Genomic DNA, 13,975 nt, shown 5'->3' on the forward strand with positions numbered 1-13,975 from the left:
GCTCAGGTCAGCTCGGTCAGGCCAAGGATCGCGCGACCGCCCGCGAGCAGCAGGGTGCCCGCGCTGCCCGACAATTTGAACGGCCCCTCGCCCTCCTCATCGGTCACCGCGCCCGAGGCCAGCAGTTCGTTGTCGTAGCTGTACCAGAGGGCCAAAGCGGCAAGCCCGTTGGCAGCGATCAGGTCACCGTCCGGGTCGGCCTGCGCAAGCACCAGCTTGTTGTCCACGATCTCGCCGCAGGGGGACGCGAGCACCATGACGGCCAACGTGACCGACGTGGCGCTCAGGAAATGCAGCCGCGATGCAGCGCCGCGCGCCAGCAAGCCTTCCAGCATGGCCACAGCGCCCGCGTCGGTGAGCACCAGGTCGCTCATTCTGGGTAGCCCTCGGGCTTGATGCGGTCCGCAATCACGGCGCGCATGCCACTGTCGGGATAGATCGCGGTGAGGGTGTATGTGAAGTTTTCATCCACGTCCTCGAAGACACCCAGCCCGGTGACCGGATCGCTCCACTGCTCGCGCATCACCTTGCCGTCAATGTCACGCTCCAGGCGCACCTTGGCCCATTGGGGCGTGTAGGTCTTGGGGGTGGTCGCAGGCAGCACTTCCTTGACCACTTCAAAGGGGATGCGGCCGATCCCTGAACATAGGTAGAGATCCCGGGTCTTTGCAACCACGGCCGAAGCATTGCCCAGGGGCTTGAGGACGGCTGTCTTAGTGGCAGACACGAACCGCCCCAGGCCATAGAACTGGATCTGCGAGTATTCCGGGCTCGGGCCTGTGCCCGTGGTGGTATCCCCGCCGCGCAGCACCAACGCCGAAGGGTAGCGCGACGAGGTGGTGCGGGCGCCAATCACGATGCCGTCCACGTTTTGCGCCGTGGGGAACGTCCAGGTGAGCACCACGGCATCGCCCCCCGCCGCCCAGTAGCAGCCGGTCGCGGTGCTGTCGTCCTTGAGGTTCGCCAGCGCGCCAGAGGGTGCGGCGCTGGCCGTGAGGGTCGCTGCCGCGTCCACGCGGGTCACCCCATCGTAGAGGTGAAACTCCGACAGCTCCAAGGTCGCGGGGGTCGGCGACACCATTGCCAGGGCCTGCCAATACTTATGGGCTGCCATGACTCACCTCCAAGGACCAATGATGTCCAGCATGGCTACGTTCAGCATGGAGCTGACGTACACCTGATTGCCATGGAAGGAAGCCGCGTAGGCCTTGCCACCTGGCAATTCCACAACCTGGTGATTGGCGATAAGTGCCTCCGCCTTCGGGTTGATGCAATACAGCAGCCCAGGAAAGGTGGCCCTTTGAAACCCAGCCACCGTGTCCTTGTAGCCGATACGGCTCAGGGGAATCGCGCCCGTGATGGGGTTTGGAAGGGGATCTGAAGAGGCGCCAAACCGAGACTCTGTCGAGGCACATCCGCGAGAACTTGTGCCCGTTCCGAGGAAGACCCTTGGTGTGGCCACGGCGTAATTCACTGCGCCGTAGTCGATGACATAGTTCCCCCCCACCGCGTTCCAACCCGAGTCAGGGGAACCTGCCAATACCGTGGCAAAGGGGTCTCCAGCGGGCGACTCTGGGACGAGGTCCCCGAAGGCCAAAACGGCATGACCCAACCCAGCATTGGATTCAAAGCAGCCTTGCACCATCAAGTAGAAAATCCGGCCATCCGAGGCAAACAACCAGGGCGATGGTGTTGTGCCGCTGGTCGCGTCCGACTTGCCCCAATAGGCGCCGCCGCTCACTTGCGCAGCAGAGGGAAACAGACCCGTACCAGTGGAGATGGCTGTCATGGTCTCGTAGCCCACAGCTCGGGCCGACTCGACGGTGGTATCGGCCACGCGCAGGTATTGGCCATGCGCGGCTGGGTGGGCCGACTTGTAGGCCGCGAGGTTCGTGCCAGTAAAAGGCTTCGCAAACCCAGCCGGTGCCATCTTCACGGTGATGGTTCCCGTGGCCGCGCCATCCGCAGCCGCCGTGGCCCACTTGATGACGTTGGGCGCCACGGCTGTCACCTTCTGCTCGCCGTTTAAAGCCGTGAGCGTGCCCGTCACGCCGTCCACCAGCACTACAGCATGTTTTGCTGCTGCGTGGTCGGTCGGAAACGTCGCCGTGGCCACACCGCCCGCAACGACCACGCTGGACGCGGTTTGCTGGCCCCAGCCATTGACCAGCAAGGCGTCCAGCAGCGCGATCAGGCTGCCAGCGGCGCGGGTGAGCGTGGGCGCGCCCGGCATGCTGCTGCGCGCCCATTTGACGGAGGTATCGACAGGAGAAGTCATGTGGTTGTGCCTCTTTTAGGGACGGTCCACGTCGCCGCGTGCGAGAACCGAGAAGGAATAGTTAGTGCCTGATTCGGGGCCTTGCTGGACCACGCGCACAAGGGGCACGGATGCCATGGCGCCCACGGTGTTAAAGCGCAGGACATTGCCCGCCACCCAGCCCGCGCCCCAGCCTGATTCACGGACCGTGAAATACGGCTCGCCGGTGTTGGGATTGATGGGTGCGCAGTCGGCGCCTGTGGAGCCCGTGCCAATGACACCGACGTTCTCGCCGACGATCCGAAACGAAGTGCCGCTGACCTCGAAGTGCATCGCCCAGCGTTCTGTCAGGGCGCCTTCGTTGGTCACCTCGATGGGGGCCAATGTGTCGTTGTAGGAGGCCAGGGCCTGGTCACCGTCCAGGGCGTCCAGCCAGGTGATGCCGTTCCAGCTCATCTGGTCGAACTTCAGCGACACCCTGGCACGCATGTCGCCCAGCAGCAGCGCGCTGCTGACGTAGGTGCCCTCCACCGGGTAGTTGTGGGTGAGGGGGCGTGTGAAGCGGATATGGCCGCTGAGCTGCGCGTCCCCCACCAGTGCCGTGTCTTCGATGCGGTGCTCCACGGTTACCGGCTGGCTGTAGCCAGTGACATTCGTATAGGAGCCCAGGCCGGTTTCGAGATCCACCGTGTAACCGGTGTTGATCGTGAGACCGTCATGGCCCAGCAGGCGCACGCGCGAGAGGCGGGTTCGGCCGCAGTCGAAGGTGTCGCCGTTGGCTACGGTGGCGGGCGCCAGCTTTTGCACGTTGCCCACCACAGCAACCCGGCCCGCCGCATGGACGGGCACCAGACCATCGGTGGGCAGGCGCACCGAGTTGATGCCCACGATGGAGGCATCCAGCGGGATGTAGGTGTAGGCCACCGCGTTGTAGCGCAGCGTGCTGGCGCGGGCTGTGTCCAGATCAACCACGCCCACCCCGGCAATCCCCATGTACGACAGGTCTGCAGTGCCCAGGCTGGTGGGCACCGGGCTGCAGAACACCAGCTCCGCGACCCCGTTGTCGTAGTTGATGGTGCCCTTGACTCGGGCGCCGTCGATCTTGCCGTTGGTGCCCGCCGTCACGTTGATGGGCGTGCCATCCTCCATCTCGCCCACCAGCGAGAAGCTGCCCGGGCGCAGCGGCGCCGTGGCGGTGCGGAACATCACCTTCGTGTTACCGGAGATGTCCCCCGAGCCAGAGACTGGGGGCGCTTGCACCGCGCGCCATTCGGTGAGCGCATTGGCTGTGCCCGGGGTCCAGGTGGTGAGTTCGAGCATGCCCAGGGCTGCGCTCACCGTGCCCACCGGCACCCCTGCGCCGGTCGCGGGGTTGATGCTGCCCAGCAGCACGCCGGTATTGGCCGCCAGCAGGCGCCCGCCCGCCAGCTCGAAAGACACACCTTGCAGCGTGTAGCCGTCCGCCAGGGTCAGCACGCGGTTGATATAGGAGTCCACCGTGACGGACACGGGGTCGATAGGGTCGGTGGAGGCTGTGCCCGGGATGTAAACCAGGGTGTTGAACGGGTTGAAGGTGCAGTCAGCATCAAACGTGAAGCCTGCCCCTGCGTAGTCGCCCAGGCGGCCACCCATCAGCAGCCAGTTCTGTCCGGTGCCATCGACAGTGGCAACCAGCAGGGCCTGCCACCCTGTCATCGCAGCCGTACTGAACAGCGCGGGGTTGATGCTGAGCACCCCCGAGCCGTAGTTAACCGAGCCGATGGTCTGGCCCAGGGCTTTGAGGTTGCCGGTGCCGTCGTCCGTGACATTGACCTTCATGCTCACAGACGTACGCAGGCCGTTGTCTCCATGCGCGCGGGACTGGTAGAGCTGCGCGCCCGCAGGCAGGCCCGTGGCCGTGCCGTTTGCCACGATCTGCAGGTCGAACGCCACCGTGCCCGCCGCAATGGTCGCGCCCACCGTCGAGGTCCGCACGGGGGCGCCAGTGGTCCACACCATGTCGGTCTTGGTCACCGCGATGGCACCGCTGGCGGGCACGCCCGGCGCGTTCTCTTGCTTCAGGGTAAAGACCGTGCCGGGTGCGGGCAGCGCGGTGGGCGCCAGCAGCGCCACGCCGCGCTGGTAATCCACGACGCCCGTGGCATCGCCGGTGATGACGCCATTGCCGTCATCCGATGCAGATTTGGCGGCACCGTCGTTCCAGGTGATCTTCAGTTTGTTCGGCTGGATGGGGCGTGCGCCAGGTGCGTCGGAGGCCGCCCCGGAGGTATTGAGGGGCGTGTAGAGCCGCGTGCTCATGCGCAAGGTGGTGTTGCTCAGCGCCTGGCTGGTCACTTCGTCAACCCACTGCAGGATCAGCGCGCTGCCGACGTCGGGCAAGGCCCCCAGCGTGATCTGCAGGGTGCCCGTGGTGCGGTTGAGGTTGCCCACCCCATAGGATGCGTCCAGGCCGCGCAAGGCACCCGAGCCGTCTTCGCGCAGGGTGTACCACCGGCCCGCCACCAGGTAGTGCGCGACCAGGCTGCGCCGCGCGGGGGGAACGATGGTGACCACATAGTTCAGGGCACGGTTTTGCAGCGTGATGGCAATGCCCAAGGAGCGCTGCGCGGCCTGCGGTGTGGCGGCGGGGGTGGCGGTGATCGTGTGCGATCCTGCGCCCGTGCCAAACACATCCACAGACAGCGATGCCACACCGTTGTCGTAGTCGATGCTGCCCACCTCGGCACCGGCCTGCAGCAGCCGCCCGCCCTTGTCGATGATGGTGATGCCATCGCGCTCGACAGACACGCTGCCAGGCAGCAGGCTACCGCCCACGAACAAGGACTGGCTGGGAGACCAGTTTGCAAACACCGCCTGCACCACCGGCCCGCCAGCCGCCACCAGGGCGTATGCCATGCCATTGGTGCTCGCGTCGGCAATGGGCGTCTCGGCCTGTGCGCTGGGGACGATGGGCACGCGGATGGTGCTGGCGCGCACCGTGAAGTCGCCAATGCTGGCGGGCTCGGCCAGCGGCACGGCGCCGTAGAAGCTGGCGGCATTGGCCACCACGGCTTCGTTGATGCTGGTGCGGGCCTTGATCTCTTCGGCGCTGGGGTCGATACGCATGGCGTCGAAGCCGTCGAAGTCGGCTTCCAGCGGATCACTGAGGCCCAGCGAGACGATGTTGCGCAGGAAGTCACCGGCGCTGTCCGAGAAGATGCGCAGCAGGTTGCTGACCGATGTGACGGCCACGAACTGCTCGACCTGGCCTGGCAGGCCGAAGTTCTTGCGCAGCACCAGGCGATCACCGATGTTGGGCAAGGGTACGCCCTCGCGCTGCGCAATTGCGATGGAGCTTTGGCCCTGCAGCATGTCGCCGAACAGGTAACCGGGGTAAGAGGAGCCGCCCGCCAGGTAGCTCTCGATGCGGCGCTTCATCTCGTCGCGGTTGGCAAACAGGTTATCGACCTTGACCATGACAACCGACACGCGCGGGTCGTTGGGCGGCGCGGCAATGATGACGTGCGCGCCCAGGTAGGTGTCCGTGTCCGGCGTGGTCACACCCAGCACGACCTGGCGGATGTTCACGCGGCCTATAGCCCGGTCCAGTTCGCTGATGTCCGGGAAGATGGCGTTGCTGGCGCCATCGGGGATGACAACGCCGGTCGGGCCGCCCCCGCCGTCCGGGGTATCGGTCATGTTCTTGGAGGCAAAGAATTTGATGTCGCCGGATGCGATGGACATGGTCAGACTTCCAAAAAGTTGAGTTCGAGGCTGCAGTAGTAGTCGGAGGGCTCGGGGTCGCTGTAAGGGACCACGGGCTCCACTTGCTTGATGGCGCCGCTTTCTTCTGCGGTGCCGTGGTCAAAAATGACCGTGCGCGCCACGCCGTTGTGCGTGAGCGTGAATTGCTGCTCGGGCAGTGCGGCCCAGGCAAGTAGGGTTTCCATGCCGGAACGGAGAATCCAGGCGCTGTCTTCGCTGCCTGCCAGCGTGATCAGCCTGCCGCCTACCCGGGGGGCAGCGTCTACCAGCAGCGCGCCGGTGAGGCTGCGCTCTGTGGCCTGGGCCACCGGAGACCAGCGAAATTCATTGACCCACAGGAGGTCTTCAGGCAGTTCCAGGGTGGTGGAGCCGTATGTGAGAGTGATGGCCATGGGCTACCTTGAGACACGCTTGCTGTCGGCCAGCGCGGTGAGAAAGTTCTCCAGCACCTCGCGCCCGGCAGCGTCGGTGTTCACCGCACCCAGGTTCCGATTGCCGTAGTGAAGATGGACTGGGACGCCAGGGGGTTGCCGCGATACGCCGCCTTGACTGCCGGAGTCAAGCCCACCGCTACCGGATGAAACGCCGCCGCCTCTGCCGCCTGCACCGTTGCCACCGCCACCACTGGAGCTACCGCCGCCACCGGCACTGCCACCAGCGCCACCAGGGCGGGAGGAGGTCGATCCATCCTTCCCGAGCGACTTGGCCAGCTCGCGTTCGATGCGTTCAAGCTCCGCAGCAATGTTCCGTTGCTCCAGCAGGCTCTGCTTGCTGCGCATGTTCCCGTAGTTCTTTTGGTAGGCCTGGAGCTGCAGGCGCAATTGCCAGGCCTTCATGGCAAGTTCATTGCCCACAGCCTCCTCGCCATAGCGGGCGGCGATCTGCTGGTTGATATCGGTGTCGTTCACTCCTGCATAGCGGATGTCGCGGGACTTGCCGATCAGGTCGGAGCCGTCGCCCACGGTGTTTTTGTCCTTGTCGCCACCGGGTGTGAGGCGGTGTTTGTCGTAGATTTTTTCGACGGCTTTGGCGTTCGCAGCTGCTTGCGCCGCCGCAGCGGCCATATCCCGATAGCCGCCTGCAGCGCCACCGGCTGCACGGCCCACGCGGTGTGTGGCTTCCTCGGCATCGCGCATGGAGCGCACGATGGTGCGGCCGCTCTCATCTACTTCGACTTTGAGACCCGCCGCCGAGGCCTGCGCAGCAATGTTCGCGTCTACGATGCCGCGATTGGCCTCCACCATGCGCTGAATCATGACCAGGGCCGCCTGCTCTTTTCGGCGCTGCCATGCCAGGTAGGACTCGCCCTCTTGGGCACCTGCCTGGGCGATCACCGCGTACGCCTGTTGGGCCTCGCTTGCGGTGCGCTGCAGGCTGGCCGAAGACTCCAGGCCCAGCCGCTTCATGGCCTCAGCAACGCTGTTGATGCCAGGCGTGGCCTGATCAAGTGCGGCTTTCAACTCCTCGGCCTTCTGCTTGGCTTGATCAAGCAGGCCATCGGCCACCTTGTCACCCAGCGCCCTGCGTACCTGTTCGACACGGGCGCGGACTTCGTCCAGAGCCTTCTGGCTGTCTGCCGTGTTGATGGCCTGGGTGAAGCTGGCGGCCAGCACGCGCCCGGCATCCACACCTTGCGCCTTCAAACGGTCAAGGCCACCGATGACGACATCGAGGTCGTTCAACGCGCTGCGCGATGCAGCGCCGATCTTGCCCTGCAGCTGCTCGAACTCCAGCCCTGTGCGCTTGACGGCTTCGCGCAGTACGTTGTCCATCATCTGGGACACGCGCTCAGACTCGCGGCCCGCTGCCTCAAGGGTTGACTTGATGCGATCACGCAGGTCGTTGAGCACCGTCTCGGATGCGCCGTTGGTGATGGCCTGCTGCAGCTGGTCCTGCAGCTTCTTCGCGTCTTGCGCAGCAGCAGAAAAGGCGGTGCGGGCGAGCACTTCGAACTTGGCAAGATCTTGCCCATCGAGCGCCTTTGCCCAGGCGGCCTGGAACTCACTGGCCGTCAGCTTGCCGTCTGCCAGCAGCTTGTCGAGCACGGCAGAGGCGGTGCGGATGCCTGGGGAGTTCGACAGGTCAAAATCCTTGCCGATCTTGCCGACCGCATCAGCGACAGAGTCGCCCGAGGTGCGCAGCTTGTCGAACTCTGCGATGAGGCCCACGCTCTCCTTGGTCAGGTCGAATACCCTGTTGCGGGCCTCCACCATCTTGTCGTTCTGCAGCTGCAAGGCCGCCGCCTGTGCCTTGCGGGCCTCTGTGTCACGAGCTACGGCCTCGGTGGCTGCGCGCTGTTGAGCTTCGTAGTTCTTGAGGGTTCTACCGGCCTCGGTGAAGCTCATCGCCCACTCAAAGACCGATGTGGCACCGCGCCTGATCTCCCCATTGAACAGCACCACCGTTGCGATCAACCCCAGCGGGCCGCCCAGGAGGCCGGTGACCCCGCGCACCGCGCCCCCCAGAAGGCCGAATGCTGCGGTCTTGGCACCCGTTGCTGCCGTGTTCGCCACAGCCGCCGCCGTGGCCGCTGTGGTGGCCTTGGTGGCCTGGCCCGTGAAGGTGGCAATCGACGCCCACGACGCGGCATTGGCGGTGCGTGCGGCTGTGGACGCCGTGGTGGCGGCGATGTTGGCGGTTTGCGCGGCGGTGTTGGCAGCGTGGGCAGCTGCATTGCCCACCTGCGCCGAGGTGTTCGCCGCCACCGCGAGGGTGTTCTTTTCGACCGCAGCCGTGGCCGACAGGGTCTTGAGCGCCCAGGCGCCAAAGTCAGCCGCCAAGCCCGCAATCTTGATGGCCGCCCACAGCTTGCCCGCAGCGGTGAGCGTGGTCACCAGGGTGTCAAGGTTGCTTGCCAGCGCGTTGATCACCTTGGCAGCGTTTGCGCTGCTCACCAAGCCGTTGTCCGCCTGGCCGACATAAAGCGTCCACTGCGTGGTGAGGTTCTGCAGAGCACGGCCCACTGTGGGCGGCAGCTTGGAGAACTCGTTTGCCACCACGTCGGCCTGGCCGCGCAGAGCCTTCATCACCACTTCGGCAGTGAGGGCGCCCTGCCCGGCCAAGTTGCGCAGCTCGCCAGTCGTCACACCCAGGCCGTTGGCCATGGCTTGTGCAAGGCGCGGCGCCTGTTCCATGACGGAGTTGAACTCCTCACCCCGCAGCACACCCGACTGCAAGCCCTGGATGAGCTGCGTGATCGCGGCCCTGGACGAGTCGGCAGAGCCACCCGATAGCTGGATGGCTTGATTGATGGTTTCAGTGAGGCGCAGCGCGTTGTCTTGCGCGAGTTGGGCAGACTGGCCGGCCTCTGTCCCTGCCTTCGCCAGGCGCGCGAACAGCGTGCCCGTTTCATTGAGCGCGGTGTTCGTGCGCAGAGCGACTTGCGCTACCCCATCAAAGGCGGCTTGAAACAGCGGGCCTTCGCCCGTCGCCAACTTGACGCGGGCTTCGAGGTTGCGGAACTCGTCGGCGGTGTCTGCCACCGACTTAGCTAGGCCGCCCACGTAGCTACCACCCAGTGCCACCGTGGCCACCTGCTGGATGCGGGCGAGCTGGGTGCTGATGGAGGTCATGCCCTCACGCAAGGTGCGCTGGTTTTGCGCCTGCACCTGCGTGGACTGAGTCGAGGCGGATGCGGCCTGCTGATATGCAGGTGCCATGGCCGCTACTTCTTGCCGCACATGCGCAACTGCGGCCTGCAAGTTGCGCTCTGCCTGGGCTAGGTTCGATGCTTCGACGCCCATCGCCCGGAGGCTTTCTCTTCCAAGCCCAAGAGCAGCGTTATTGGCATCCAGCGCAGACCGCGCCTGGAGCAACGCGGCAGTAGATTCTTGGTGCTGGGCAGAGAGCCGGTTTTCGGCCTGCTGCGCGGTGCGCGTATTGGCCTCGGCATCCTTCAGGCTTCGCGCTTGCTGCCTGATTTCAACTGAGAGCTGCTGGACCCGCTCCTTTGCGGTCGTGCTCGCTGTACGGTACTCGTCCGTCTTGCGAGCCGCTCCGAGCGTGCTGGATTGCAGGTCTTCATACCCCTTCTTCACGGCAGCAAGCTCTGAACGCTTGGATTCAAGAGCTGCCTTTGCCCCCAGCTCCGCTTGCACAAAGCGCTGCGTAGTAGCGCTGACCTGTGCGAGCTGGGCGTCCATCTGCTGCAGCTTGCCCTGCGCCTCGGCCAGCTCTATCGCCAGGGCTCCCGATTCATTCTTGAGCTGTTGAAAGGTTTCGAGAGTTCGCTGCTTGGTCCCGAGCATTTCCAGGGCGCGTGCGGCATCCAGCGCACCCTTTTGGAGGTCGCCCTCCAAGACGTCTCCAACCCCGCGCAGCGCCTTGGCGAGCTGATCGGCATCGGCTTCGCCCTTGACGGCGGCTTCGATGTCGTATTTGATCTTGGGATCGGCCATGTTGGAGGATCAGATGAAGGGTTTGGTGTGGTGCATTGCCCTGGCGGGCGCGGGCATTCCGCTGGCCCTGTTGGGCCTGCTGGTGGATTCGGAGCGCCTGATGGCGCTGGGTGGCGGGGCCATCGCCACCGTGGTAGTGGGATGGCCCGTGCTGGTGCTGATGGGCGCCGTACAGACGTCTGTACGGCGGCCTTGATCAGGCAGTGAGGGTCGGCCAGACGACCTCGTAGCCCTGCTCCTTACCGGGAGGTGTCACGATGTCTCCCGACAGCTCAGTGGCGGTGAAGTTGTCGGACAGAAAGTCGAACTCGTTTCCGGCGCCCAGCACTGCCTCAAACACGTCCGCTTCAACCGGCGCGCCATCAACGAGGTTGGCACCGTCGAAGCGCGCCCGGCACCGGATCTGAGGCACCCGGCCGCCCAGGATCTTCTTCCCGTCGACGGCGTTGTAGTCACCAGAGATCTTGATTTTGTTGCCCACAGTGACGCCACTTTTCACGCGGATCTCGCCACGCGACCAGTTAACTTCATAGGTCCCGGCAGCGAGTTCAGTGCTGCCATCTGCCTGGAATACCTCGAAGCCTTCTTCCACCAAGTTGCGCTTGCCAATGGGCAGCCAATCGCCCAGCGCAGTCACCGTGACTTCGGCCGCAGCCAGCGTCCCCGCGCCTTGCGTCACCGATTCAACGATGCCTTGGAACTGCATGGCCAAAGTTGCCGCGCTGGCGGCCGAGATGGAGATGGACAGCTCGGTGGGCTTGGGAATGACAACAGAAGCTCGCGACTGACCGTAATCCTTGTGGGACTTGGAGGTGCTGGACTTCTTCTCCGAGTTGGGCTTGATGGCGAACTTGTCGGCATCCAGGGCATCGCCCCAAGGGCCCCACGCCTGCGTCACCGTATTCCAGACGGACAAGGTCACCAGGCCACCAGCCAGAACTGCACGTGCGGTCATAACCGCCTCCTTTCAGTAGAAACAAAAAGGCCCGCACGTCGGCGGGCCCTCGGGTTGGGAAAATCGAAACAGGCTTGTCAGCCCGGATCGCGGTAGTCGAGCGTGAACAGGCCAAGCACCAGCCCGCCTCCCACGTCGAGGTTTTCAAGGCGATAGAGCACGTCGCCTTCAACCAGGCCACGGTCCACGATCTGCACCAGCTTGACGATTTCTGGCATGCAGTTGCGGATGACGCGCTTGGCCGCCCGGTAGTCGGAATGAGCGCCCAGCCGGTCGGTCTCTGTGCGATTGATGACGCCCAGCGAAAAACCGTAAGTGCGCTTTGCGGCGTGGCCCGGCTGCGCAATGAGCTTGTCGGCCTGATCCTCAAAGAAGACGATGCGTGCCCCGTCTTGCAGGGCGCTGGACCGCTTGGGGTTGTCCAGCACCGTTGCACCGTCGAGCGCTGGGGCCACCCGCAGCGCCGCAACGATGGCCGCACCGATGGCGAAGGGGGCGCCCTGTGGCAACGTGTCTGGCTTGAGCGTGCTCATGGCGACACGCTGCCCAGCAGCGCCTCCATCTCCATGCCGTCGTTCACGCGCAGGGGGTTGTCCAGCACGCGAAACCGGGCGCCTACGGCGATGCTGAGGGCCGGGATAGCCTCCTTGGCCACCAACACATCATTAGCGCGGACATCCTGCGTGACAGGCATCTGCACCTTGCGCGTGGCGGCCATGGCGCGGCCATCCAGGGCCTCTGTATCGACCACCCCAAAAATCACCGTCACATCCACGTCAGCGACCAATGGCCGCTGGCGCGTGAAGGTGGTGGCGAAGTCGGGGCCGTAGAACACGGTGGCCATGTCTTCTTCGAGATCCAGCATGGCCGATCAGCGCACCTTGATGCGCATCGTGGCGTTGACGCGGTATGGCACCAGCAAGGGCGCCGACTGCAGCAGCAGGTAGCGCATGCTGGGGTCCTGTTCCAACCAGCTCTTGGGGAAGTACGGCATGGCCTGCAGCGAATCGTGGTCGAGGATGGCGCCGAAATGGCGCGTGCCCTCCACCAGGTCTGGCGCGGCGGTGCAGATCACCGTGAAGGCGGGCAGCAGCGTTTTCTGTTGGGCCTCTTCGTCGCCTGGCTCAATGCCCCACCCGCTGTAGGTGTAGATGTTGAAGCCATCCACGATGCCCTGGAACACCAGGCCTTCGCGGTTGTGGGCGTCTTGCTGGATGGTGCTGTTGCCACGATAGCGGTCAAGGCGTTCCTTTACGTCAGGATCGGCGCGGAACACCTTCCAGGCGTCGATGGTCATCGTCACATCGCTGATGCCAACGCCTGTCAGCTTGACCATGGTGTCCGACCAGTCCTGCAGGCTATCGAGTGGCTTGACGCCGTTCTCGCCCCAGCGCTCCGCGTTTTGCAGGTTGATGGTGAGGTCCTGGTGGCGCCCGAAGTCCACGACCGCCTTTGGGTACTGGGGTGCCTGGACAACGACCTTGCCCGCGTAGAGCACCTGGGCCGCCATCCATTCGAGGCGGCGCTCCAGGCCGTCAATCTGATCCTGGAGATCCTGCGCCACCAGCAACTCCATGCGCTGCTCGGCGGACAGCTCCTCACCACCAATTTTCTCGCCCATGGCACGCTTGACGGCGCGACCCGGGTGAAACACGCGCTTGTCCTTGATGTACGCAGGCTTGAAGGTGTCGGTACGGAAACCACGGCTGGCGACCACCTGGCCAGCCACCAGAGGGCTGACAAACGGAGCCATGCGGCGCGGCTTGTTCTCGATGTCGAAGTGGATTTCTTCGGATTCGTCTTGCTGGACGTTGATGAAGTAGCGGTTTGCGAGGCCCAGGTTGGGCACGCGCAGCTCTTCGACGACAGCGACCAGGCTGTCAGTGCTGAAGATATCGGGCATGGTGTAAGGCTCCTATGTGTTGGGGTTGTGGATGGGCCTCAGACCGGCACTTGACCGATGAGGAAGATGCCCTTGTCGCGGAGCACCGCGCGCGTGGAGTCCACGGTGTGGGCTGCGCCGAAGATGACGTCATCGGAGATGAAGTCACCGCGCGTGTAGGCGATGGTGGGAGCCGGTGCCAGCGTGGCGTCGGTGTCTTCGGCCAGGATGGCTTCGGGCACCTGCGAGCCGTCATTGGCGGTGGAGAGACTTTTCACAAAGCCGCCCAACCCCGCCGCGACGGTGATGTTGAAGCTGTCGCCCACGATGAAGTCCGTGCTGCCATCGGCGATGCTGAACTTGATCTGGTTGGCAAACGTGGCGCCCACGGATACGGTGCCGAGCGAGTAGCCATCTGGCGCGACTACCGTGAAGGTGCCGCCGTTGGCTGCAGCAGTGGTGCAGGTGACGGCGTAGACACCAGCCTGTGCGCCGTCGAGGCGGGGAGTCGCATCGAGGGTCAGCACACCGTTACCGGTGTTGCCACCAGCCTTCGCGGCCGAAGTGGCATCGCCCAGCGTCACACGGCCCAGCAAGGTGCCGCGTGCATGGTTGCCCGCCAGCAATGAGATGGATTCGCTGATCAGCAATGCTGCGTTGCCAGCGATGAGTCCGCGAGGTACATACCCCTGGCTCTTGTAGGTTGCAAGGAACGTCATGTTCTTGGTCCTTCAAATGGG

At 64.5% G+C, this 13,975-nt stretch carries 12 protein-coding genes; 1 reads left to right on the forward strand and 11 read right to left on the reverse strand.

Annotated elements, in window-relative coordinates; all coding sequences use genetic code 11:
- Window positions 1-2 precede the first annotated feature (2 nt).
- Genes ACQ4MJ_RS11965 through ACQ4MJ_RS11990 form a run of 6 tightly spaced genes read right to left on the reverse strand, consistent with a single transcriptional unit; the run spans window position 3 to window position 10,398 of the window.
- Window positions 3-374 (reverse strand): hypothetical protein, encoded by a 372-nt coding sequence (locus ACQ4MJ_RS11965; protein ID WP_431152544.1) that lies wholly within the window; start codon window positions 372-374, stop codon window positions 3-5.
- Window positions 371-1,114 (reverse strand): hypothetical protein, encoded by a 744-nt coding sequence (locus ACQ4MJ_RS11970; protein ID WP_431152543.1) that lies wholly within the window; start codon window positions 1,112-1,114, stop codon window positions 371-373. The genes ACQ4MJ_RS11965 and ACQ4MJ_RS11970 overlap by 4 nt, the downstream gene beginning before the upstream one ends.
- Window positions 1,115-1,117: 3 nt before the next feature.
- A complete protein-coding gene (locus tag ACQ4MJ_RS11975; protein WP_431152542.1) occupies window positions 1,118-2,278 on the reverse strand; it encodes a hypothetical protein in 1,161 nt (386 codons plus the stop codon).
- A 15-nt stretch (window positions 2,279-2,293) separates the two neighbouring features.
- Window positions 2,294-5,980: a hypothetical protein gene (locus tag ACQ4MJ_RS11980; RefSeq protein ID WP_431152541.1), complete on the reverse strand. Its 3,687-nt coding sequence runs from the start codon at window positions 5,978-5,980 to the stop codon at window positions 2,294-2,296.
- Window positions 5,981-5,982: 2 nt separating this feature from the next.
- Window positions 5,983-6,393 carry a hypothetical protein gene (locus ACQ4MJ_RS11985; protein WP_431152540.1) on the reverse strand — a complete coding sequence of 137 codons (411 nt, stop codon included), beginning with the start codon at window positions 6,391-6,393 and terminating at the stop codon, window positions 5,983-5,985.
- Between the two features lie 3 nt (window positions 6,394-6,396).
- Window positions 6,397-10,398, reverse strand: a complete 4,002-nt coding sequence (locus tag ACQ4MJ_RS11990) for a tape measure protein (protein WP_431152539.1) — start codon at window positions 10,396-10,398, stop codon at window positions 6,397-6,399.
- A 13-nt stretch (window positions 10,399-10,411) separates the two neighbouring features.
- On the opposite strand from ACQ4MJ_RS11990, the gene ACQ4MJ_RS11995 reads away from it, so the two are divergent.
- Entirely contained in the window at window positions 10,412-10,594 is a 183-nt protein-coding gene (locus tag ACQ4MJ_RS11995; protein WP_218299375.1) for a hypothetical protein, read from the forward strand.
- Here ACQ4MJ_RS11995 and ACQ4MJ_RS12000 read toward each other — a convergent pair whose 3' ends face one another.
- From ACQ4MJ_RS12000 to ACQ4MJ_RS12020, 5 genes are all read right to left on the reverse strand, one after another.
- Complete coding sequence (locus ACQ4MJ_RS12000) at window positions 10,595-11,353, reverse strand: hypothetical protein (RefSeq protein WP_431152538.1); 759 nt, start codon at window positions 11,351-11,353, stop codon at window positions 10,595-10,597. It abuts the gene before it with no gap.
- Between the two features lie 77 nt (window positions 11,354-11,430).
- The gene (locus tag ACQ4MJ_RS12005) at window positions 11,431-11,886 is read right to left on the reverse strand and encodes a hypothetical protein (protein WP_431152537.1); all 456 of its coding nucleotides are present in this window, start codon (window positions 11,884-11,886) and stop codon (window positions 11,431-11,433) included.
- A complete protein-coding gene (locus tag ACQ4MJ_RS12010; RefSeq protein ID WP_431152536.1) occupies window positions 11,883-12,218 on the reverse strand; it encodes a hypothetical protein in 336 nt (111 codons plus the stop codon). The genes ACQ4MJ_RS12005 and ACQ4MJ_RS12010 overlap by 4 nt, the downstream gene beginning before the upstream one ends.
- A 6-nt stretch (window positions 12,219-12,224) precedes the next feature.
- Complete coding sequence (locus ACQ4MJ_RS12015; RefSeq protein ID WP_431152535.1) at window positions 12,225-13,256, reverse strand: major capsid protein; 1,032 nt, start codon at window positions 13,254-13,256, stop codon at window positions 12,225-12,227.
- 38 nt (window positions 13,257-13,294) lie between these two features.
- Window positions 13,295-13,954 carry a hypothetical protein gene (locus tag ACQ4MJ_RS12020; RefSeq protein ID WP_431152534.1) on the reverse strand — a complete coding sequence of 220 codons (660 nt, stop codon included), beginning with the start codon at window positions 13,952-13,954 and terminating at the stop codon, window positions 13,295-13,297.
- Window positions 13,955-13,975 lie beyond the last annotated feature (21 nt).

Source organism: Acidovorax facilis (genome assembly GCF_050626955.1).
GTDB lineage: Bacteria > Pseudomonadota > Gammaproteobacteria > Burkholderiales > Burkholderiaceae_C > Acidovorax > Acidovorax facilis.